The 21609-nt window shown below is 65.7% G+C and carries 20 protein-coding genes and 1 pseudogene; 8 read left to right on the top strand and 13 right to left on the bottom strand.

Annotation, left to right across the window (positions count from 1 at the left end):
• Positions 1–54: 54 nt before the first annotated feature.
• Together ACVWZM_RS29125 and ACVWZM_RS29120 are read right to left on the bottom strand one after the other, a co-directional pair.
• Positions 55–1839, bottom strand: coding sequence for a tetratricopeptide repeat protein (locus ACVWZM_RS29125; RefSeq protein ID WP_076830325.1), 1785 nt, complete (start codon positions 1837–1839; stop codon positions 55–57).
• A gap of 434 nt (positions 1840–2273) precedes the next feature.
• Positions 2274–3932 carry an electron transfer flavoprotein-ubiquinone oxidoreductase gene (locus tag ACVWZM_RS29120; RefSeq protein ID WP_141342589.1) on the bottom strand — a complete coding sequence of 553 codons (1659 nt, stop codon included), beginning with the start codon at positions 3930–3932 and terminating at the stop codon, positions 2274–2276.
• A gap of 185 nt (positions 3933–4117) precedes the next feature.
• Here ACVWZM_RS29120 and ACVWZM_RS29115 point away from each other — a divergent pair, with 185 nt between their 5' ends.
• Positions 4118–4948, top strand: coding sequence for a uracil-DNA glycosylase (locus ACVWZM_RS29115; protein ID WP_371852159.1), 831 nt, complete (start codon positions 4118–4120; stop codon positions 4946–4948).
• Between the two features lie 146 nt (positions 4949–5094).
• Here the strand turns inward: ACVWZM_RS29115 and ACVWZM_RS29110 are convergent, their stop codons facing one another.
• From ACVWZM_RS29110 to ACVWZM_RS29095, 4 genes are all read right to left on the bottom strand, one after another.
• Positions 5095–6603 (bottom strand): glycosyltransferase family 39 protein, encoded by a 1509-nt coding sequence (locus ACVWZM_RS29110; protein ID WP_076830321.1) that lies wholly within the window; start codon positions 6601–6603, stop codon positions 5095–5097.
• Between the two features lie 321 nt (positions 6604–6924).
• On the bottom strand, positions 6925–7701 hold the full coding sequence (locus tag ACVWZM_RS29105; RefSeq protein ID WP_076830319.1) for a ribonuclease HII: 777 nt from the start codon (positions 7699–7701) through the stop codon (positions 6925–6927).
• 94 nt (positions 7702–7795) lie between these two features.
• A complete protein-coding gene (locus ACVWZM_RS29100) occupies positions 7796–8242 on the bottom strand; it encodes a VOC family protein (protein WP_057017003.1) in 447 nt (148 codons plus the stop codon).
• A gap of 116 nt (positions 8243–8358) precedes the next feature.
• Entirely contained in the window at positions 8359–9525 is a 1167-nt protein-coding gene (locus tag ACVWZM_RS29095; RefSeq protein ID WP_253625579.1) for a PA0069 family radical SAM protein, read from the bottom strand.
• A gap of 164 nt (positions 9526–9689) precedes the next feature.
• On the opposite strand from ACVWZM_RS29095, the gene ACVWZM_RS29090 reads away from it, so the two are divergent.
• The gene (locus ACVWZM_RS29090) at positions 9690–10259 is read left to right on the top strand and encodes a glycosyltransferase family protein (protein ID WP_076830315.1); all 570 of its coding nucleotides are present in this window, start codon (positions 9690–9692) and stop codon (positions 10257–10259) included.
• A 45-nt stretch (positions 10260–10304) separates the two neighbouring features.
• Positions 10305–11246 carry a bifunctional helix-turn-helix transcriptional regulator/GNAT family N-acetyltransferase gene (locus ACVWZM_RS29085; RefSeq protein WP_076830312.1) on the top strand — a complete coding sequence of 314 codons (942 nt, stop codon included), beginning with the start codon at positions 10305–10307 and terminating at the stop codon, positions 11244–11246.
• A 114-nt stretch (positions 11247–11360) separates the two neighbouring features.
• Here the strand turns inward: ACVWZM_RS29085 and moaB are convergent, their stop codons facing one another.
• The 3 genes from moaB to ACVWZM_RS29070 form a co-directional block, all read right to left on the bottom strand.
• The gene (gene moaB, locus ACVWZM_RS29080) at positions 11361–11924 is read right to left on the bottom strand and encodes a molybdenum cofactor biosynthesis protein B (protein ID WP_076830310.1); all 564 of its coding nucleotides are present in this window, start codon (positions 11922–11924) and stop codon (positions 11361–11363) included.
• 185 nt (positions 11925–12109) lie between these two features.
• The gene (gene ypfJ / locus ACVWZM_RS29075; protein ID WP_057016999.1) at positions 12110–13048 is read right to left on the bottom strand and encodes a KPN_02809 family neutral zinc metallopeptidase; all 939 of its coding nucleotides are present in this window, start codon (positions 13046–13048) and stop codon (positions 12110–12112) included.
• Between the two features lie 70 nt (positions 13049–13118).
• A complete protein-coding gene (locus ACVWZM_RS29070) occupies positions 13119–13322 on the bottom strand; it encodes a hypothetical protein (protein ID WP_156436184.1) in 204 nt (67 codons plus the stop codon).
• Between the two features lie 108 nt (positions 13323–13430).
• On the opposite strand from ACVWZM_RS29070, the gene ACVWZM_RS29065 reads away from it, so the two are divergent.
• The 3 genes from ACVWZM_RS29065 to ACVWZM_RS29055 all read left to right on the top strand — a co-directional run bounded on the left by ACVWZM_RS29065 (position 13431) and on the right by ACVWZM_RS29055 (position 15901).
• Positions 13431–14564 (top strand): site-specific DNA-methyltransferase, encoded by a 1134-nt coding sequence (locus tag ACVWZM_RS29065; protein ID WP_057016998.1) that lies wholly within the window; start codon positions 13431–13433, stop codon positions 14562–14564.
• Positions 14565–14751: 187 nt separating this feature from the next.
• On the top strand, positions 14752–15078 hold the full coding sequence (locus tag ACVWZM_RS29060) for a hypothetical protein (protein WP_076830307.1): 327 nt from the start codon (positions 14752–14754) through the stop codon (positions 15076–15078).
• A 136-nt stretch (positions 15079–15214) separates the two neighbouring features.
• Positions 15215–15901, top strand: a complete 687-nt coding sequence (locus tag ACVWZM_RS29055) for a glutathione S-transferase family protein (protein ID WP_028334792.1) — start codon at positions 15215–15217, stop codon at positions 15899–15901.
• A 78-nt stretch (positions 15902–15979) separates the two neighbouring features.
• On the opposite strand, the gene ACVWZM_RS29050 is transcribed toward ACVWZM_RS29055, so the two are convergent.
• Positions 15980–16402 (bottom strand): nuclear transport factor 2 family protein, encoded by a 423-nt coding sequence (locus ACVWZM_RS29050; protein ID WP_057016996.1) that lies wholly within the window; start codon positions 16400–16402, stop codon positions 15980–15982.
• Positions 16403–16553: 151 nt separating this feature from the next.
• Here ACVWZM_RS29050 and ACVWZM_RS29045 point away from each other — a divergent pair, with 151 nt between their 5' ends.
• Positions 16554–17468, top strand: a complete 915-nt coding sequence (locus tag ACVWZM_RS29045) for a LysR family transcriptional regulator (protein WP_456855424.1) — start codon at positions 16554–16556, stop codon at positions 17466–17468.
• Positions 17469–17633: 165 nt separating this feature from the next.
• Here the strand turns inward: ACVWZM_RS29045 and ACVWZM_RS29040 are convergent, their stop codons facing one another.
• Complete coding sequence (locus ACVWZM_RS29040) at positions 17634–18251, bottom strand: glutathione S-transferase family protein (protein WP_076830302.1); 618 nt, start codon at positions 18249–18251, stop codon at positions 17634–17636.
• A gap of 170 nt (positions 18252–18421) precedes the next feature.
• On the opposite strand from ACVWZM_RS29040, the gene ACVWZM_RS29035 reads away from it, so the two are divergent.
• On the top strand, positions 18422–19687 hold the full coding sequence (locus tag ACVWZM_RS29035) for a flavin-dependent oxidoreductase (RefSeq protein WP_076830300.1): 1266 nt from the start codon (positions 18422–18424) through the stop codon (positions 19685–19687).
• 152 nt (positions 19688–19839) lie between these two features.
• Here ACVWZM_RS29035 and ACVWZM_RS29030 read toward each other — a convergent pair whose 3' ends face one another.
• Positions 19840–20259 (bottom strand): PaaI family thioesterase, encoded by a 420-nt coding sequence (locus ACVWZM_RS29030; RefSeq protein ID WP_076830297.1) that lies wholly within the window; start codon positions 20257–20259, stop codon positions 19840–19842.
• A gap of 147 nt (positions 20260–20406) precedes the next feature.
• Positions 20407–21527 (bottom strand): annotated as a pseudogene (gene mutY / locus ACVWZM_RS29025) (A/G-specific adenine glycosylase).
• Positions 21528–21609 lie beyond the last annotated feature (82 nt).

The raw sequence follows: 21609 nt of genomic DNA, 5'->3' as shown, positions 1-21609 counted from the left end.
GCTTTTGCCCGGGCATCACGGTATTTTATGAAGATGCAGCGCGACGACCGCCGCTCAGCCGCCCTTGCCGTCGTCGTCCTTCTTCTTCTCGGCGGCGGCGGCGTTGGAGGTGTCATCCGGCAGGCCGTTGTCGATCTTGGCTTGGATCTTCGGCAGCTCTTCCGGCTCGGGCTTGAGGTCGCGGGCATGCGCCCACTGGAACTTGGCTTCCAGGGTGCGGCCGACGCGCCAGTAAGCGTCGCCGAGATGGTCGTTGATGGTCGGATCTTCCGGCTTCAGATCGATCGCGCGCTCGAGGTTCTTCACCGCCTCCTCGTAATTGCCGATCCGGTAATAGGCCCAGCCGAGCGAGTCCACGATGTAGCCGTCGTCGGGGCGCTGATCGACGGCACGCTTAATCATCTTCATGCCTTCGTCGAGGTTGATGCCCTGGTCGATCCAGGAATAACCGAGATAGTTCAGCACATGCGGCTGCTCGGGCTGCAGCTCGAGCGCCTTGCGCATGTCGGCCTCGGCCTTGTTCCACTGCTTGGAGCGCTCCTCGCAGATGCCGCGATAGTAATAGGTGACCCAGGCGTTCTTGTCGCCGCCGGCCGGCAGTGCGTCGATCGCCTGCGAATAGGTGGTGGCGCAGTCGGCGAACTTCTTGCGGCCGCGCTCGATATTGCCGAGCGCCAGGATCGCCTCGATGTCCTTCGGCTGATCCGATGTGACTTCCTTGAGGATCTTGATCGCCTCGTCGCTGCGGTCGGCGGCATCGAGATTGGTCGCGAGCTGGATCTGCGCGTTGCGCTTGAGCGGCGAGGACGCCGGCATCCGCTCATAGACCTTGATCGCCATCTGCGGCTTCTTCACCGATTCATAGAGATCGGCGAGCGACAGCAGCGCCAGCGGATGGTTGGGCTGCAGATAGAGCGCGAGCTGCAGATAGACCAGCGCGAGGTCCTCGCCGCCGCGGCGGGTCAGCGTCGCGCCGATGCCGTAGAGCGCCTCGGCCGCGCCGGCCTGCGGCGACTCGACCAGCGGCGGCAGCTTCTTGCCGGCCTTGGTCTCCTTGATGCCTTCCAGCACCAGCGGGTGACGCGGCAGCTTCTTGTCGAAGGCCTCGTACATCGCGGTCGCGGCGGCCGCGTCCTTGTTGCGCGAGGTCCAGCGCGCATATTCGTCGACCGTGCGCAGCATCGAATCGTCGAGCTTGTAGACGCGCTCGAAGCGGGCGCCGGCATCCTTCTCCTTGCCGGACAGCTCATAGATCATGCCGGCATGCAGGTCCTTGAAGATCGGGTACCACTCGGGGCCGGTCAGCTTGTCGATCGAGGCGACCGCGGCCTTGCTGTCGCCGGCGCCATAGGCGGCCCAGGCCGACAGCAGCGTCGCGACGAGATCGGTGATCGGGCCGCGCACCGACTGGTTGATGTTGGACTGCGCGGCGGCATATTTCTTCAGCTTGAGATCGCGCACGCCGACGACGAGGCGCGCGACGCGGTTGGCCTTGTCCTGGGTGAGGATGCGGTCGGCGAGCTTGACCGCCTCCTCGATATCGCCGTCGGCGAGCGAGGAGATGAAGGCGCGGTCGAGCAGCTCGGAATTCTTCGGGTCGGTGCGCAGCGCCGAGCGGTAGAACGTCGCGGCCGAGGTCGCATCGCGCTCGACGCTGGCGTGGCGGGCGGCGAGATAGCTGCCGGCGGTGGTCAGCGACTTCAGGTCGTTCTTGGACGGGAATTGCGCGGCATTGTCGGTCGGATGGTCCGGCGTTTGCGCTGCAAGCTGCGCAGGCACGGCAAGCGCTGCGGCAGCGAGAACGGCAATCGTCAGGCGGTGGAATCGGGTGGACAGCATCACGGTCGCCTTGCTCCAGGGATTTACGCCAAGATGGATTTTACGGCCAAGATCTTGCGATCAGTCTCAAAATGCGAACCCAAGCGGCGGCATCACGGCGGGGGACAATGCCGCTTTTGGCGCTTATCCGCAAGGATCGCCCAAAGGCAACCCATGACGAATCAATTGGCAGATTAGGCCTTTAGGCCCGCCGATCCAGCCAGCCTCCGCAAGACGCTTCCACTATGGCGGTATCGTGACCGGGCCGGGCATATTCGCGCGCGGACGCAAAAAGGCGCGAGATAAGGGTGCCACGGCACCCCTTTTTGCGTCTTCCGTTGTAACCTGAAGTGCAATCCGGCCGCTCCACGCGCGGAGAGGCCAAGCGGAGGTTGCGGCAACTCGCGCGGCCGCCTCACGCAAATGTGGTCGGCCGCCTCGAGCTCACCCTGGCCTCACATTGCCTCGTAGTTCGGACCGCCGCCGCCCTCCGGCGGAACCCAGGTGATGTTGCCGTTGGGGTCCTTCACGTCGCAGGTTTTGCAGTGGACGCAGTTCTGGGCGTTGATCTGGAAGCGCGGACCCGTCGATTCCTCGACCCATTCATAAACGCCGGCCGGGCAATAGCGGTTGGACGGACCGGCGAACACGTCGTGTTCCGAGGTCTTCTGCAGATTGAGGTCGGCGACCTTGAGATGGACCGGCTGGTCCTCCTCATGGTTGGTGTTGGACAGGAACACCGACGACAGCTTGTCGAACGAGATCTTGCCGTCCGGCTTCGGATAGGCGATCGGCTGGTGCTGCTTGGACGGATCGAGCGTCTTGCGGTCCGGCTTGGCGTGCGACTGGGTGCCGAACAGCGAGAAGCCGAGCGTGTTGCACCACATGTCGAAGCCGGAGAGCACCGTTCCGAGCATGTTGCCGAACTTCGACAGCAACGGCTTGGCATTGCGGACCTTGAACAGGTCCTTGCCGATCGCCGACGAGCGCCAGGCGTTCTCGTACTCGACGAGCTCGTCATTGGCGCGTCCGGCGCCGAGCGCGGCCGCGACATGCTCGGCGGCGAGCATGCCGGAGCCCATCGCGTTGTGGACGCCCTTGATGCGCGGCACGTTGACGAAGCCCGCCGCGCAGCCAATCAACGCGCCGCCCGGGAACGAGAGCCGGGGCACCGACTGGTAGCCGCCCTCGGTGATGGCGCGCGCGCCATAGGCGAGCCGCTTGCCGCCCTCGAACAGCTCGCGGACATCGGGATGGGTCTTGAAGCGCTGGAATTCGTCGAACGGCGACAGATAGGGATCGTTGTAGTTCAGATGCACGACGAAGCCGACCGCGACGCGGTTGTCGTCGTAATGATAGAGGAACGAGCCGCCGCCGGTCCTGTCGTTCAGCGGCCAGCCGAGCGTGTGCTGCACCCGACCCTTCTTGTGCTTCGCCGGGTCGATCTGCCAGACCTCCTTGAGGCCGATGCCGAACTTCGGCGGCTCGGAGTTGGCATCGAGATTGAACTTCGCGATCAGCTGCTTGGACAGCGAGCCGCGTGCGCCTTCGGCGAACAGCGTATATTTGCCGAGCAGCTCCATGCCGCGGGTGTAGGAATCCTTATGGCTGCCGTCCCTGGCAATGCCCATGTCGCCGGTGGCGATGCCGCGCACCGCGCCCTTGTCGTCATAAAGCACTTCGGCCGCGGCAAAGCCCGGATAGATCTCGACGCCGAGCGCTTCCGCCTTCGGTGCCAGCCAGCGGCAGACATTGCCGAGCGAGCCGATGTAGCAGTGATGATTGTTCATCAGCGGCGGCATGATGAAGTTCGGCAGGCGGAACCAGCCTTGCGACGTCGTCCAGTAGAAGCGGTCGTCCTTGACCTGCGTCTTCAGCGGACAATCGGCGTCGTCGCGCCAATCGGGCACGAGCTTGTCGAGCCCGGCCGGATCGATCACCGCACCCGAGAGGATGTGCGCGCCGACCTCGGAGCCCTTCTCCACCACGACGATCGAGAGCTCCGGATTGAGCTGCTTCAGCCGGATCGCGGCCGACAGGCCCGACGGGCCGGCGCCGACGATGACGACGTCGAATTCCATAGACTCGCGCGGAGGAAGGTCTTCAGCACTCATGATCTTTGATCTCAGCCCATTGAGAACGCTTCTAAGCTTTTCACGGGTCGTTGTTTCCGATTTTTGGCGGAAGGACAACCATGGAATTGCGCTTCCATGGGTTTGCACGGCCCGGGTACCGCAAGAGAATAATCTTTTCCGAAAACCGCCCTCCACTTTTCTGGTCGATGCTCTAGATTGCGCCCATGATGGCCCTGCCGCCCGAGCCCACCCCTACACTGCAGCAATTGCTGGCCTTTTACCTTGAGGCCGGGGTCGATTGCGCGCTTGGCGATGCGCCGATCAACCGGCTCGAGGAGCCGGAGCCAGTTCCCGCCCCAGCCGCGCCGCGCCCATCAGTTGCACTCAATCCGCTGCGTCCGCCGCCGATGCCGTCAGTTCCGCGCAGCGAAATCACCGTGGCGCCGGATGCCGCGATCGCTTCCGCGCGCGAGGCTGCGCGGACTGCGCCGACGCTTGAAGCCCTGCGCACGCTGATGGAGAATTTCGACGGCTGCGCGTTGAAGCACACCGCAACCAGGCTGGTGTTCGCCGACGGCAATCCGCAGGCGCGCGTGATGTTCGTCGGCGAGGCGCCGGGCCGCGACGAGGACATCGAGGGCCTGCCGTTCGTCGGCCGCTCCGGCAAGCTGCTCGACCGCATGATCGCGGCGATCGGGCTCGACCGCAGCAAAGCCTATATCGCCAACGTGATCCCGTGGCGGCCGCCCGGCAACCGCACGCCGACGCCGCAGGAGACGCAGGTGTGCCTGCCCTTCATCCAGCGCCATATCGAACTCGTGAATCCCGACGTGCTGGTGACGCTCGGCAATCCCTCGACGCAGGCGCTGCTCGGAACGCGCGAGGGCATCATGCGCACGCGCGGCAAATGGATCGACTACGACACCGGCACCCGCACGATCCGCGCCGTCGCCACCTTCCATCCCGCCTATCTGCTGCGCTCGCCGTCGTACAAGCGGCTGTCGTGGCAGGATCTGCGCGCGATCGCGAAGGTGTTGCAGGTGGCGAGCGCGTAGCTTCGTAGCCCGGATGGAGCCAACGGGTCGCGCGGACGCGCGCCCGATGACAGGCTCCGCGCAATCCGGGTGGATCAGGTGGCGTAAAAGAGCGGCCCCGGATTTCGCTCCGCTTCATCCGGGCTACGGCTCCACGTCACGTCAAATCACGTCCCTTTCGGCCGCACGATCGCCCAGCCGATCCGCAGCACCGGCTGCCGTCCGTTGACCAGCCGGTCGAACGAACGCGGCACTTCCGGCACGAGGCCGGGGAAGCGCTGCGCGATGTCGGGCGGCGGCGTGCCGGCGGTGTCCTGTGCGCGCCACACCACGACGCCGCCGGTTTCGTTGAATTTTGCGACCGACAGCCACGGCGTCCGCTGCGGCGTGGCGTCGAGCAAAAGATGCGGGCGGCGGCGGTTCATCGCAATCAGGCTGGCAAGTTCGGGATCGCCGGCCACCGCGCGCAGGCGCTGGTTGGTGCGGCGCTCATAGCTGTCATCGAAGAAGCGGCCCATCGCGGCTGCCGGCAGCGAGGTGGACGCCTCCGTGGTGCTGGTCCAGGGAAGGAACAGCGCCGCCGCCAGCGCGAGCGCTGCAGGCGCCGCGACCGCCAAGGCCCAGACCGAACGCAGCAGCCGCTGCCGCCTGAGCGGGATCAGTTCGCCGGTCGCGACCACGACGGCAAGCCCGGACATCAACAGCGCCACTCCGGCGCCGCCGAAGGCGCGATCGAGATTGAACAGCGCGGAGACGAAGCTGCTCGCGATCGCCGGCGCGAACGCGAAGAAATACACGAATTGCCGCGCCAGCGGACTGACCGGCGGACGGTAGATGATCGGGGCATCCTCCGTATCGCGGGCGAACCAGCGCGAATTGAGGATCGCGAGCAGCGCGATCGCGGCGGTCGCCACGATCAGCCCGCCGAGCACCACGCCCCAGCGCAGCGCGTGCGCCTTGAGATCGGCGAATGCCGGCAAGGCGGGCAGCGCCAGCACGTCGGCGCGGAGCAGCCAGATCAGGTAGGGCAGCGCCAGCACGATGATGACGAGCAGCGCGTAGATCGGATCGACCGACTTGAGCATGCGCCGCCCGCGCTCGGTTGCGAGCGCAAAGCCTGTCACGAGCAGGATCATGCCGATCGCCGCCGGCGTCGTCAGCAGCAGGAGCCCGCAATCGATCGACCAGGCGAACCAGGCGTTGCGCCGGTTCTGCCCGATCAGTTGCCAGGAATGCAGCAACAGCAGCGCCCAGAGCGGGCGCGCCAGGATCAGCGGGCCGAACTCGACGCTTGGCGAGGAGAACACCACGACCGTCATCGACAGCAGCACTGCCAGCACGCCCTGCGGGCCACCGACGATGGCGCGCGCCAAGGCGTAGAAGGCGATGAAGGTGACGATCTCGCAGACCTGCGCCAGGAGATAGACGCCGAACACGTGATTGCCGACGGCGCGGAAGGCGATGTCGGCGAGCCAGAACGCGAGCGGCGGCCCCATGTCGGTGCCGACCTGATATTCGCGGCCGAAGGCGAGGATGGTGGCGAGGTTGCCGGGCGGACTGCCGTAGAAGATGGCCGGCAGGAACAGCCAGATCGCGGCCTGCGCCAGCACCACGATCCAGACCACGAGGCGCGGCCGGGCGCGGATCAGTTCGACAACCAGGGAGGTAAACCGCATGAAACGCCTGAAATGCCCCAGCCACCCGTATCAAGCGGCGCCATCCGATCCCGAGGTTTTTTGATAAACGGCGGCGGCGATGGAGGCAACCGGGCTGGATGTGTCCACGGTGCAAAGTCAAACATCGCTGTCATGCCCCGCGAAGGCGGTCATCCAGTACGCCGCGGCGGCCAGGCTTGAGCACGACGGTCTCTGGAATACTGGATCGCCCGGTCCCGTCTTCGCCAAGGCTTCGACGAGGCCAGGGCCCCCTGGCGCGCCGAAGCTTTAGCGGAGGCGGCGAGCCGGGCGATAACACCGAGAGTGCGGCGCCGCCGCGCTTTACGCCGCTTCGGATGCCGCGGCTTCGCTTTCGGCGTCCACCGTGAACAGGTCGGGCTCCGCCGGGACCGGGAAATGCTTCAGCCGCGCCGCGACGACGGGAGCGAAGAAGCTACGGTGATGGCTGCTGGGGCCGAGCCGGTCGAGCGCCTCGAGGTGCTCGGGGACGGCATAGCCCTTGTGCTGCTCGAAGCCGTAGCCGGGGCAATCCAGCGCCAGCGCGCACATCAGGCGGTCGCGCGTCACCTTGGCGATGATCGAGGCCGCCGCGATCGAGGCCACGATGCCGTCGCCGCCGATCACGGCGTCGCAGTCGCAGGGCGTGGCGAGCTTGTCGCGGCCGTCGACGAAGACATGCTTCGGCATTTCCGGCAGCGCATGCACCGCGCGCGCCAGCGCCCACAGCGAGGCGCGCAGGATGTTGTCGCGGTCGATCCGCGCCCGTGACGCCACCGCGACCGAGAACGCTGCTGTCGCGCAGATTTCCTCGAACAGTTCCTCGCGGCGCTCGACGGTCAGCCGCTTCGAATCATCGAGGCCCTTGGGTATCCGATTTGGGTCCAGCACCACGGCGGCGGCGACCACCGGGCCCGCCAGCGGCCCGCGCCCGGCCTCGTCGCAGCCGGCGACCGGCCAGACGCCGCGCTTGATCAGCGCGCGCTCGCGCCGAAAGCTCGGCCGCGTCACCACGATGACGCGCTTGTCCGGCTTGGCCGGCTCGGCCGGCTTCTTCTTCGACGCGGTCTTTGACGTGCGATTGGACTTGTCCCGAATCATGCGGGGATCGTGGTCAAGCCCGCCCCGCGGCGCAACCGGGAACCTGGCGCCCTTCCCCGTTATTCAATCCGCCACCCTAATCGGGATCGGCGCTCTAATCGGGGATTGACACCCGGCGGTCGTCGCGAACCTCAAAGCCCGGCGCGCGCACCACTTCCCAGGCGTGGCCGTCGGGATCGCCGAAATAACCGCAATAGCCGCCATAGCTGGTCGGCTGCGCGGGTTTCAGCAGCCTGGCGCCTTTCGACAGCGCGAACGCCATCACACGATCGACCTCGGCGTCGTCGTTGCAGTTCCAGGCGATCGCGACGCCGCGGAACGCTGAAGGCCGTGGCTGATCCGGCAGCCCGGCATCGGCAGCGAGCAGATGCCACGGGAACAGGCCGAGCACGGTGCCGCCGGTCTCGAAGAAGGCGACCTCCTCGCCGGTCGCGCGCATCTTCCTGGAGAAGCCGAGCGATTCATAAAAGCCGATGCTGGCGCGCATGTCGCTGACGCCCAGCGTGAGGACGGTGAAGCGTGCGGTCGGGGCGTTACTCATGTTTACCTTTCCCGTCGTTGCGAGCGAAGCGACGCAATCCATTGTTCCACATATTCGGATGCATGGATTGCTTCGTCGCTTCGCTCCTCGCAATGACGATCATCACTTGCTGGCACCTAAAACAAGCTCAGCTGTTGCCCGCTGCGCTTCGGCTTGGCGAAGTGATCGGTGGTCAGCTTGGTCCGCCGCTTGTTGAGGCCGAGCTTTTCGCAGGCGATCTCGAAGCGGCGGCCGATCATCCAGGCCATCGGGCCGGTGCCCTTCATCCGCGTGCCCCATTGCGAGTCGTAGTCGCGGCCACCGCGCATGTCGCGGATCAGCGTGAAGACGTGACGGTAGCGATCGGGATAGTTGGCCATCAGCCATTCGCGGAACAGATCGCGCACCTCGAGCGGCAGCCGCAGCAGCACATAGCTCGCCTCCCTGGCGCCGGCATGTGCGGCGGCATCGAGGATGCGCTCGATCTCGGAATCGTTCAGCGCCGGGATCACGGGTGCGACCATCACCGTGGTCGGGATGCCGGCATCCGTGAGCCGCTTGATCGCCTCGAGCCGCTTCGGCGGGGTCGAGGCGCGCGGCTCCATGGTGCGGGCGAGTTTCGGGTCGAGCGTCGTCACCGAGAGCGCGACCTTGGCGAGATTGCGCTTGGCCATACGTGCCAGGATGTCGATGTCGCGGGTGACCAGCGCCGACTTGGTGACGATGCCGACCGGATGGCCGGCGCGCTCCAGCACCTCGAGGATGCCGCGCATGATCTTCCGGTCGCGCTCGATCGGCTGATAGGGATCGGTGTTGGTGCCGATCGCGATCATCCGCGCCTCGTAGTCCGGTGCCGCCAGCTCCTTCTCGAGCAGCGCGGGTGCGTCCGGCTTGGCGAACAGCTTCGATTCGAAGTCCAGCCCCGGCGACAGGCCGAGATAGGCGTGGGTCGGCCGCGCGAAGCAATAGACGCAGCCGTGCTCACAGCCGCGATACGGATTGATCGAGCGGTCGAAGCCGATGTCGGGCGAGTCGTTGCGGGTGATCACCTTGCGCGAGGTGTCGAGCGCCACGCTGGTCGCAAATGGCGGCAGGTCCTCGAGGCTCTGCCAGCCGTCGTCGAAGGCAACGCGCGCCTCGGCCTCGTAGCGGCCGCTGGCGTTGGACTGCGCGCCGCGGCCGCGCCGCCGCTCGCGCTCGATCGCGACCGCAAGCTCGGGAAAAGGGGAAGGTGCACCCGCCGGGTTATCGGAGGGCGCCGTTACCGGCGGGTGCTTGAGGGCATGAGAGGATGCTCGGCTCATGCTTTGAAGCTAACACAGCACGAGAACAAATCAAGAACATGAACGGAGAAATTCCACAAAACCTCGCTACAAAATTCTGCAGGCGAACAGGCTGCTTTGAATATGACAAGGTGATAACACGGCCGGAGTTTCTCCACCGTTTGAGCCATCGAAGCCTCAAAATCATGCTGAGCGTGATAATTCCAACCGACGGCGTCGAGCGCACCGCGGTCGTAACATTGGCGGCGCTGGTGCCGGGCGCGGCCGCGGGCGTCATCCGCGAAGTGCTGCTGGTCGACCGCAGCCACAGCGATGTGATGGAGCGCGTCGCCGACGTCGCCGGCTGCCGCTTCCTGCGCTTCGAGGGCACGCGCGCCGCCGCGCTTGCGGCAGGCGCGCGGCAGGCGCGGTCGCCCTGGCTGATGTTCCTGCATCCGGGCGCCGTGCTCGATGCCGGCTGGATCGAGGAAACCACCCAGTTCATCCAGATGGTGGCGGCCAGCGGCAAGGACCGCGCCGGCATCTTCCGCCACGCCCGCGCACCCTACACCGACCCGGGCCTGCGCGACGGCCTCAAATTCGTTGCCCGGATGATCACCGGGCCCTCGGCCGAACAGGGCCTTTTGATCGCGCGCGAGCATTACGAGCGGATCGGCGGCTACCGGCCCGATGCCCGCCGCTCCGAGGCGCGCCTGCTGCGCCGGCTCGGCCGTTCCTCCCGCACCATGCTGCGGAGCCGGATCATGGTGGCCTGAACAAAGCGCTTGCGGATTATTTGATTCCGTCAAATAATATGCTTGATGAAATCAAACTTCCATGACACCACGCTCGAGAGCCAGGTCGCCGCGGTCCGCGGCTTCAGCCGGTTCTATACCCGCAAGCTCGGCATCATCGAGCCGAAGCTGTTGCACTCACCATTCACGCTGCAGGAAGCGCGGATCATCTACGAGCTCGCGCACCGCGAAAATTGCACCGCAACCGATCTGGTGCGCGATCTCGACCTCGATGCCGGCTTCGTCAGCCGCACGCTGGCGGCGCTGCAAAGGCGCCAGATCGTGACGCGGAAGCCATCGAAGGCCGACAAGCGCGTCAACGAGGTGGCCCTCACCGCCAAGGGCCGCACTGCTGCCGCCGATCTCGACTGCCGCTCGCGCAGCGAGGTCGGGACGCTATTGAAGCAGATGGACGGCGACCGTCGCGCCGCGGTGGTGCGCGCCATGGGCACGATCGAGCAATCGCTGGAGCCGCCGGCCGAGAAACCGGTCGGCTTCCTGCTGCGCAGCCATCGCGTCGGCGACATGGGTTGGGTCGTCTCGCGGCAGGGACAAGCCTACGCGGAGGAGTATGGCTGGGACATTAGCTACGAGGCGTTGGTGGCCGAGATCTGCGCGCAGTTTCTGCGATCGTTCGATCCGGCGCGCGAGCATTGCTGGATCGCGGAGGTCGACGGCGAGCCGGTCGGCTCGGTCTTCCTGGTCGACGGCGGCGACGGGGTCGCCAAGCTGCGCCTGCTGCTGGTGGAAGAAAAGGCGCGCGGGCTCGGCGTCGGCCGCGCACTGGTCGAGCAATGCATCCGCGCCGCGCGCGAGAAGGGTTACAAGAAGATGACGCTGTGGACCCAGAGCATCCTGGTCGCCGCGCGCGGCATCTACGCCCGTGCCGGCTTCGAGCGGGTCAAGGAAGAAAAGCACCACAGCTTTGGCGTCGACCTAGTCGGCGAGACCTGGGAGCTGGAGTTATAGGGCTCTTTACCCTCCGGCGTCATTCCGGGGCGATGCGCAGCATCGAACCCGGCATCTCGCGCCACAATCTCTGGATTCCGGGTTCGCGCTTCGCACGCCCCGGAATGAGGGAGGCTAAGCGCTCGCGCCTTTCGCCTTCGGGCGGCGCAGATGTTCATCCAGCCGCGGCATGATCTCGACGAAATTGCAGGGGCGCGTGCGGTAGTCGAGTTGCGCCGCCAAAATGCCGTCCCAGCCGTCGCGGCAGGCGCCGGGCGAGCCGGGCAGGCAGAAGATGAAGGTCGCGCCCGCAACGCCAGCGGTGGCGCGGCTCTGGACAGTCGACGCCCCGATCTTGGCGTGGCTCAGCATGTGGAAGGCGATCGAAAAGCCGTCCATCCGCTTCTCGAACAATGGCTCGACCGCCTCCGGCGTCACGTCGCGGCCGGTGAAGCCGGTGCCGCCGGTGGTGATGACGGCGTCGACAGCGGGATCGGCGATCCAGCGCCGGATCACGGCTCTGATCGCCTCGACATCGTCGGTGACGATCTCGCGCGCCGCGAGCTTGTGGCCGGCCGCGGTGAGACGGTCGGCCAGCGTGGTGCCCGACTTGTCATCCGCCAGCGAGCGGGTGTCGGAAATCGTCAGTACCGCGATATTGAGCGGGATGAATGATTTGGATTCGTCGAGTGAGGACATTTGCACCTCTTTCCATCCCGCTGACGACATCCTGAGGTGCTCGCCTCGCGGTGCACTTGCATCACTGGGCGAGCACCTCAGGATGGGCCACGGGCTTCCGTCATCCTTCGAGGCTCGCCAACAGGCGAACATATCCCGAGTGAGCGCGTTCGCGCTCATCCGGGGATGACGCTACCGGCACACGGCTACAAGCTACCGCCGAACGTGTTGCAGGCCTGCACGGTGCCCTGCTGGTAGCCCCTCATGAACCACTCCTTGCGCTGCGCGGCGGAGCCGTGGGTGAAGGAATCAGGCACCACCCTGCCCGTCGCCTGCCGCTGCAGCGTGTCGTCGCCGATCGCGTTCGCGGTGGTCAGCGCGGCGTCGATGTCGCCGGCCTCGAGGAAGCCCGGCCGCTTCTTCTCCTCGCGGTTGACCCAGACGCCGGAAAGGCAATCGGCCTGCAGCTCGACCTTGACCTGCAGCGCGTTGGCCTCGGCCTTGCTGCCGGCCTGCTGCTGCAGCCGATTCACGCGCGGAATGATGCCGAGCAGGTTCTGGATGTGATGGCCGGCCTCATGCGCGATGATATAGGCCGCGGTGAACTTGCAGGCGTTGCCCGAGCAGCCGCGGAAGCGCGTCTCGACCTCGCGGAAGAAGCCGGTGTCGAGGAAGATGGTCTTGTCCGGCGGGCAGTAGAACGGTCCCATCGCCGACTGCGCCATGCCGCAGCGGCCGCCATTCGTGGCATTGCGGAACAGCACGATCTTCGGACCGGTGTAGGTCTGCCCGCTGGCCTTGAAGATCTCGCTCCAGCGATCGTCGATCTCACCCAGGATGCCGGCGATCATGCTGCCCATCTCGTCGGTCGGGGCGCCGCGCTTGGCCTGGCCGCCTGACGACTGCCGGTCGGTCTGGTAGGTCGGCGCCTGGCCGCCGCCGGTGAGAATCTCGGCGCCGCCGATCAGGATGCGCGGGTCGATGCCGAAGGCATAGCCGAGCAAGCCGAGCACGATGATGGTACCGATGCCGAGCCCGCCACCACCCATCGGAACGCCGAAGCCGCCACCGCCCCCTCCGCCCATCCCGCCTTCATCGCGACGATCTTCGATGTCGTCGCTGCGGCGGAAATCATCATAGCGCATGGTGGTTTCCCTTCATTCCAGTCGGCGACCCGACGCGGGACACTCCAACTTAAAATTTCCATTCTGTTAATCAATATCCTGCCCGGCAATAATTGCCTAGTCCGGAAGAGGCGCATCCCTTGCGGTGCAAACGGTTGCCAATGAGCGCAAATTTACCGCGCGAATCGTGCCGGTTTGATGATCCGCAAATTTTTTCGCCGAACGCGCTGATGTTGCAGCACAACGCCGGTGGCATCGCGACGTGCCGCGCAAAAGATGCTGCAATCTTTTGCATGAAGATTTCCAATTAAGTCGATTTTTACTTTGCCGGGTCAATGTGACGCCAGTCGGTTGTTTAGTCCCGCGTCGCCGACAGCGTCGCCTGAGTCAGAGTTCTTGAGTCATGGTAGTGTCGCGTCGCGGGGCGTCTGCAAGGGCGCCCCGCACTAAATTTGAGAGTGCCCCATCGAGCCACATCGTCATTGGCGATTGCGTGGCCGAATTGTCGAAGCTTCAGGCCGGCTCGGTCGACCTGGTCTTCGCGGATCCTCCCTACAATCTGCAGCTCAAGGGCGACCTCAAGCGCCCCGATGAGTCGCATGTCGATGCCGTCAACGACGACTGGGACAAGTTCTCGTCGTTCGCTGCCTACGACGATTTCACCCGCGCCTGGCTGCTGGCCTGCCGCCGCGTGATGAAGCCGTCGGCAACGCTGTGGGTGATCGGCTCCTATCACAACATCTTCCGCGTCGGCGCGATCATGCAGGACCTCGGCTTCTGGCTCCTGAACGATATCGTGTGGCGCAAGTCCAATCCGATGCCGAATTTCCGCGGCCGCCGCTTCACCAATGCGCACGAGACCATGATCTGGGCCGCGCGCGACGAGAAGGCCAAGGGCTACACCTTCAATTACGAAGCGCTGAAGGCGTCCAATGAGGACGTGCAGGCACGCTCCGACTGGCTGATCCCGCTGTGCACCGGCGAGGAGCGCCTCAAGGACGGCGACGGCAAGAAGGTGCATCCGACGCAGAAGCCCGAGCAGCTGCTCGCCCGCGTGTTGCTGTCGTCCTCGAAGCCCGGCGATCTCGTGATCGATCCGTTCAACGGCACCGGCACCACCGGCGCCGTCGCCAAGCGCCTCGGCCGCAGCTATATCGGCTTCGAGCGCGACAAGGCCTATGCCGCCGCCGCCGAGGCGCGCATCGCCGCGATCGAGCCGCTGCCGGAAGCAACGCTGGCGCCGTTCATGACCGCGCGCGAGGCACCGCGGGTGGCGTTCTCCGAACTGATCGAACGCGGCATGATCGTGCCGGGCGCCAGGCTGGTCGACGCCAAGAAGCGCCACGGCGCCCTGGTGCGCGCCGACGGCGCCATCATGCTCGGCGACAAGGTCGGCTCGATCCACCGCATCGGCGCGGTCGCGCAGGGCTCCGGCGCCTGCAACGGCTGGACCTTCTGGCACGTCGAGACCAAGAGCGGCCTGCGGCTGATCGACGAGCTGCGCGCCGAGATCCGCTCCGAGATGGCGGCGGGCTGAGGCAAGCCGACTAATCTTCCTCGTCATTCCGGGCTCGCCGCTTCCCGGCGCCCTCAGATGCGCAATTGCGCACCGGGGAATGACACGTTGGGAAAGATGACGCCGTCTTGAATGCGGCCCGCCTTGTTGCGCCGCGACGGCGGGACTAGATTCGGTCCCACCACTTGCCGCTTCGACTGGTCGCCCGATGCGCAGAAAATCCGAGACATTGCTGCTGGTGCCGCTGCTGCCGGTCTTCCTGCTCGGCATGTTTCCGATGCTGCTGATCGGCCTGCTCGGATTCTTCGGCCTGATCATTTTCGGCATCCTGCTCGTCTGCGTCGGCCTGACGCTCGCCCTCGAGGCGCATGGCGAGTTCAATGAAGAGATCATCGTCCATGGCTACGCGCGGGGATCAGAACGCGCGGCGCAGGTCTCCCATTTGCGTGCTGCGACCCGCTCCGCCGCCGCGCTGAACGTCGCGGGCATCGCGCTGGTCGTCGCGGGTATCCTGGGCTTCTTCTGGGCCGGCTGACCAGCGCGCCACGCGACCCTGATTCACAAACTCGTCGCTTGCGCCGCGGCGTGAAATTTGCGCAAGAGGAGCCGGTCTGCGGCCTTCCCCGCCGCGTCGCGATCTCGCCGGCTACAAGAACCAAGGGAGTCCCTTCATGATCAAATTCTATTTCAATGGTGCGCCGAACCCGAACAAGGTCGCGCTGTTCCTCGAAGAGTCCGGCCTGCCGTTCGAGGCGATCCCGGTCGATACCCGCAAGGGCGAGCAGTTCGCGCCGGAATTCCTCAAGGTCAACCCGAACGGCAAGGTGCCGGCGATCGACGATGACGGCGTGCTGGTGTTCGATTCGAACGCGATCCTGCTCTACCTCGCCGAGGAGCACGGCAAGTTCCTGCCCGCCAATACGCCGGCCAATCGCGCCGCGACGCTGTCCTGGCTGATGTTCATCGCGACCGGCCTCGGCCCCTATTCCGGCCAGGCCGTGCACTTCAAGCACTTCGCGCCGAAGGATCTCGACTACGCCAACAACCGCTACCAGTACGAGGCGCACCGCCATTACAAGATCCTCGACGATCACCTGGCGAAACAGCGCTACATGGTCGGCGACAGCTACACGATCGTCGACATGGCGTTCTGGGGCTGGGCGCGGATGGCGGCGTTCATCCTCGGCGAGGAAGGCTACGCCAAATATCCGAACGTCAAGCGGCTGGTCGACGAGATCTCGGCGCGGCCGGCGGCGGCGCGCGCGATCGCGCTGAAGGACAAGCACACCTTCAAGGCCGAGATGGACGACGCGGCGCGCGACATCATGTTCGGCCACCTCAAGTCCAAGGTGGCGTAAGCCAATCCACACGACGGCAAGACGACGGCGCCCGGATGGGCGCCGTCTTCGTTTGTGCCGTCCGTTGGCGGCGGACCGCTACGCCGGAAACGCGCCGAGCGCCTTCTCGGTCAGGACCGAGTCGCAATATTCCCGCACCTCCTTGATCCGACCACCGTCGAAACGGAACACCAGGCAATAGTCGTTGTCGTAGCGCTGACCTTGCTTGGTGAGGTTGTCGCCCTTGGCCTCGATCACGACGATGTCGCCGTCGGCGATGATGCGATGGGCGACGGTGCGGCCGCGCTCGACCAGTTTCGAGCGGACATGGCCGTGCAGATCGTTGATGATCGACTGCTTGCCGGTGAAGGTACGCGACCAGGAATATTGCCCGGTCACGGTCCAGATCGCGTCGTCGGCAAGCGTTGCCATGAACAGCGAGTTCTCGCGCACCGCAGGATCGGGACTGCCTGCGATCACGAACATCTCCTGCACCAGTTTCTTGTTGTCGGCTGCGCTCATGGCGCGTCTCCTTGCGATTGATAGACCCTGATTTCAGGCGTTTCCTCACGCGATGCGGTCTTCGGCTCTCGTGAAAAACGCCTTGCCCGCAATCCTGCGGCGCCTGCGCGCATTCTTCCAATCGATAGGTAGTATGATATATATTCACTCGATGAATTTGAATTCGCTTGACCTCAATCTGCTGGTCGCGCTCGACGCCCTGCTGCGCGAAGCCAATGTCAGCCGCGCGGCGATGCGGCTCAATCTGTCGCAACCGGCGACCAGCCACGCGCTGCAGCGGCTGCGCGACCTGATCGGCGATCCGCTTTTGGTGCGCACCGGCGCGCGGATGGAGCTGACGCCGCGGGCGCAGGCATTGCGCTCGCCGCTGGCCCATGCGCTCGACCAGGTGCGCGCGCTGTTCGTCTCCGACGATTTCGACGCCGCGCGCAGCGACCGGCACTTTCGCCTGATGATGCCCGACCTCGCGGTCGAGCTCCTGATGCCGCCGCTGATGGAGAAGGTGACGCAGATCGCGCCGAACGTCACCATCGACGTGGTGCCGTGGCGGGGACCTGCGATCTTCACGCCCGAATTCGCCCGCACCATCGATCTCGTGATCTCGATCGGCGACTCCTTCAAGGGCTTTCACCGCCAGCGGCTCTACACCGACAGCGATGCACTCGCGGTGCGGCGCGGCCACGGCGTCGGCACGAAGCTGAAGAATCGCGAGGCGTTCCTCGCCGCGCGCCATGTCGCCGTGATCATCCGCGGCCAGAACGAGGACCTGATCGACAGCTGGCTGCGCGCCAAGGGCATCGAGCGGCGGATCGCGCTGGTGGTGCCGGGTTATATCGAGGCGCTGCACGTCACCGCGCGCACCGACCTCGTCGCCTTTGTGCCGCGCCGGCTGATCTCGGCGCTGTCGAAGCAATTGTCGTTGATGACGGTGACGCCGCCGCTCGATCCAGGGATCGACGAGCAGCACATGTTCTATCCGACCCGTGCCCAGTTGGACCCGGGCTCGCTGTGGCTGCGCAAGCTGATACTGGAGACCGGACGCGAGCTGGAGACGGGGAAGGTGTAGCCCAGCTCTCTCCACACGTCGTCCCGGCGAAGGCCGGGACCCATAACCACAGGGTTGCGTTGTGAGAGCGGGCTGCGGCCCCAACGTCGCGTAACAACGATCCTTAGTGGTTATGGGTCCCGGGTCGCGCTGCGCTTGCCCGGGACGACACCGAATTTTTGGGCCTTACGCCCTCTGCTCCGCCAGCACCTTCTGCACCGCCGGGCGGCTCTCCATCGCCGCGCGATGCGCCTTCACCTTGGGCAGCGTTGCGATGTCGACGCCGTCGCCGTCGAGCCACAGGGTCAGCGTGTAGAGATAGGCGTCACTGACGGTGTAATTCTCGCCCATCACCCACGGGCCCTTCAGCATGTCGCGCTCGATCAGGTTGAAGCAGGCGCCCATGGTCTTCGGCACCATCGCCTTCATGTCGGCGAACGACGTCTCCTGTGTCGCCCAGCGCGGACCGCGCATCTTGTGGGCGTGGCAGATGTGCACCGTCGAGCACAGATAGGAGTTGAAGGCCTGCAGCCTGGCGAATTCGAAGGCGTCGTCGGGCGCGAGCTTCGCCTGCGGAAAGGTCTGCGCGATGTAGGCCAGCATCGCCGGCGTCTCGGTCAGCACGCCGCGATCGGTCACCAAAGTAGGCACGCGGCCCTTCGGATTGATCTTCAGGTATTCCGGGCTGTTCTGCTGGTTGGTCTTGAAGTCGATCTTCTCGGTCGTGTAGGGCGCGCCGGCCTCGGCCAGCGCGATGTGGGACGCGAGCGCGCAGGTGCCGGGAGCAAAATAGAGCTTGAGCATGTTGCTGTCCTCTCCGAGCCTTGTCGGTTCGTTGCGAACGCGGCTCTGGTTCTTGTTCTGACGGCGCGGAGGTTAGCGGTAGCCCCCTTTGCCGTCCACCCCGCGCGCCGCGGACCTTGCCCGCGGCGGTGCCGTCGTGCGATGACCATGGCCAATCGAGGGGATCTTTCATGACTGTGCTCATTGCAGGTGGCGGAATTGGCGGGCTGACGCTGGCGCTCAGCCTGCACCAGATCGGCGTGCCGGCCCGCGTCTTCGAGAGCGTGCCCGAGCTGCGGCCGCTCGGCGTCGGCATCAACGTGCTGCCGCATGCGGTGCGCGAACTGATCGAGCTCGGCCTGCACGATGTGCTCGACGCTTCAGCGGTGCGCACCCGCGAGCTCGCCTATTTCTCAAAGCACGGCAAGCCGATCTGGAGCGAGCCGCGCGGGCTCGAGGCCGGCTACAAATGGCCGCAATTCTCGATCCATCGCGGCCGGCTGCAACAGCTGCTGCTCGATGCCGCGACCGAACGGCTGGGGGCTGCGAACATTCTCACCAGCCATCACCTCACCGGCTGGACCGAGACCGCCGACGGCGTCCGCGCCGATTTCATCGATCGCGCCACCGGCAAGCCCGCCGGCAGCTATGACGGCGTGGTGCTGATCGCCGCCGACGGCATCCATTCGGCGGTGCGCGAGAAGCTCTATCCGCAGGAGGGGCCGCCGATCTGGAACGGCCGCATCCTGTGGCGCGGCATCACCCGCGGCGATGCCTTCCTGACCGGCCGCACCATGATCATGGCCGGCCACGAGATCCTGAAATTCGTCTGCTACCCGATCTCGAAGGAGGCAGGCCCCGACGGCAAGTTCGACATCAACTGGGTCGCCGAGCGACACATGCCGCCGACCTATCAATGGCGCCGCGAGGACTACAACCGGACCGCAAAGCTCGACGAGTTCCTGCCGTGGTTCGAGAGCTGGAATTTCGACTGGCTCGATGTCCCCGGCCTGATCCGGAACTGTCCGCATGCCTACGAATATCCGCTGGTCGATCGCGATCCGATCCCGCAATGGACCTTTGGCCGCGTCACGCTGATGGGCGATGCCGCGCATCCGATGTATCCGATCGGCTCCAACGGCGCCTCGCAGGCGATCCTGGATGCGCGCGTGCTGACGCGCGAGATTCTGGCGCATGGCCCGACGCAGGCGGCACTCGCGGCCTATGAGGCCGAGCGGCGGCCTGCGACCACGGACCTCGTGATGCTGAATCGCCGCAACGGCCCGGAGCAGGTGATGCAGCTGGTCGAGGAGCGCGCGCCTGACGGCTTCAAGGTCGTCACCGACGTGCTGTCGCAGCAGGAGCTGGAAGACATCGCCGCCAACTACAAGCGCGTCGCCGGTTTCCAGGTCGAGGGACTGAACGCCAAGCCGCCGATCGTGCAGCGGGCAGGCTGAGTTGTAGCGCGGCGCACTATGTATCACCGTCACCCTGAGGAGCCGCGAAGCGGCGTCTCGAAGGGTGCACGGCCCGGCCGGTGGCCGTGCATGCTTCGAGACTCGCTCCGCTCGCACCTCAGCATGACGGACCTACCAATGCAGGCGCGGCTTCAACGCAGCGCGCGCGCCGCCTCCACCAGGCGGATGCTGCTGCTCGCGGTCGCGAGCAGTGTGCCGTCGGCGGCGCTCAGCTTTCCCTCGACGAAGGCGATGGTCTTGCCGAGTTGCGTCACCGTCGCCTCGCCGGTGATCGGTCCGGGCTTTGCCGGCGCCAGGAAATTCACGGTCATCGTGATGGTCGTGGTGAAGAGCCGCCCCTCGGTCATCACGAACACTGCCGGCCCCATCGTGTCGTCGAGCATCGCCGAGAGCATGCCGCCCTGGATGAAGCCGGCCGGATTGCAAAACTCCTGCTTGCCGTCGAACACGATCCTGATCCAGCCCTCCTGCGGACGGGCGTCGACCACGCGCCACCCCAGTAGCTTTGCGACGGGCGGCATCGGAATGCGGTCGAGTGCGGTTGCGATCATGGCGGCCTCCGGTTTCCGGAGGTGATAGCGAAGCCCTGCTGCCAGCATGGTGTCAGCAGGTCAGAGCATGATCCGGAAAAGTGGGAACCGGTTTTCCGAAAAAATCATGCTCAAAAAAATGAGCCGATGATGTGATTCATCGCATCGTCAGAGATCGAGCCCATGCGCGATGACCTTGCGCATCACGTTCGGAAACGCCTCGCCGTCCAGCGTCGCCACCGGCACCCAGCGCATGCCATCCGGCGCGCGGCTCCGCGGCGGGCACGCTGGCAGTGTAGACGACGAGCTCCAGCGGGAAGTGCGTGAACACGTGGGTGACAACGCCCGCCTTGCGGTGCCAGCGCGTGACGCCCTTCAGGTCCGGCGCCTGCGCCAGCGCCGCCGCGTCCTCCTGCTCGGCCAGCCATTGCGATCCCGGCACCTCGGTCATGCCGCCGAGCAGGCCTTTCTCCGCGCGCGAGCGCACCAGAAGCTCGCCGCCGCGCGTCACCACGAAGGCCGCGCCGCGGCGCAAGATGCCGCTCTTCTTCGGTGCCTTGCGCGGGAACGTTTCCTGATCGCCGCGCGTGCGCGCCGCGCAGTCGTCATTCAGCGGACACAATGCGCAGGCCGGCTTCTTCGGCGTGCAGATCGTCGCGCCCAAATCCATCAGCGCCTGAGCACTGTCGCCGGCGCGGGACGGGCCGAGCAATGTCGCCGCCATCTCTTTGATCAGCGGCTTGGCCTGCGGCAGCGCCTCCTCGATGGCGTAGAGCCGACTGACCACGCGCTCGATGTTGCCGTCCACCGGCATGGTGCGGCGGTCGAAGGCGATGGCGGCGATCGCGGCCGCGGTGTACGGCCCGATGCCGGGCAGCGCGCGCAGGCCCTCCTCGGTGTCCGGAAACACCCCGCCGTGGTCGCCCATCGCCGCGACCGCGCAGGCGTGCAAATTGCGCGCCCGCGAATAATAGCCGAGCCCGGCCCACATCCTCAGGACGTCGTCGAGCGAGGCACGCCCAAGCGCGGTCACGTCGGGCCAGCGCGACACGAATTTCTCGAAATAGGGCCCGACCGCCCGTACCGTGGTCTGCTGCAGCATGATCTCCGACAGCCAGACGCGATACGGATCGGCCCGCTCCCCCGCCACCGCGCGCCACGGCAGCGTCCGGCGATGCCGGTCATACCAGGCGAGCAGACGCGCCGGGCGGTCGGCCTGCTGATCGGTCGATTTGATTTTGGCGGCAGCGCGAGAACTCATGAACGCATCTTAAGCCACATCTCGCCATGTCATGCCCGCGCTTGACCCGGGCATCCACGTCTTTCTTCGCCCGGCACGGAAAACGCCGCCACAATGATGAACACGGTTTC

The organism is Bradyrhizobium sp. USDA 4501, from assembly GCF_054062115.1.
This window is presented reverse-complemented; position numbering and strand designations above follow the sequence as displayed.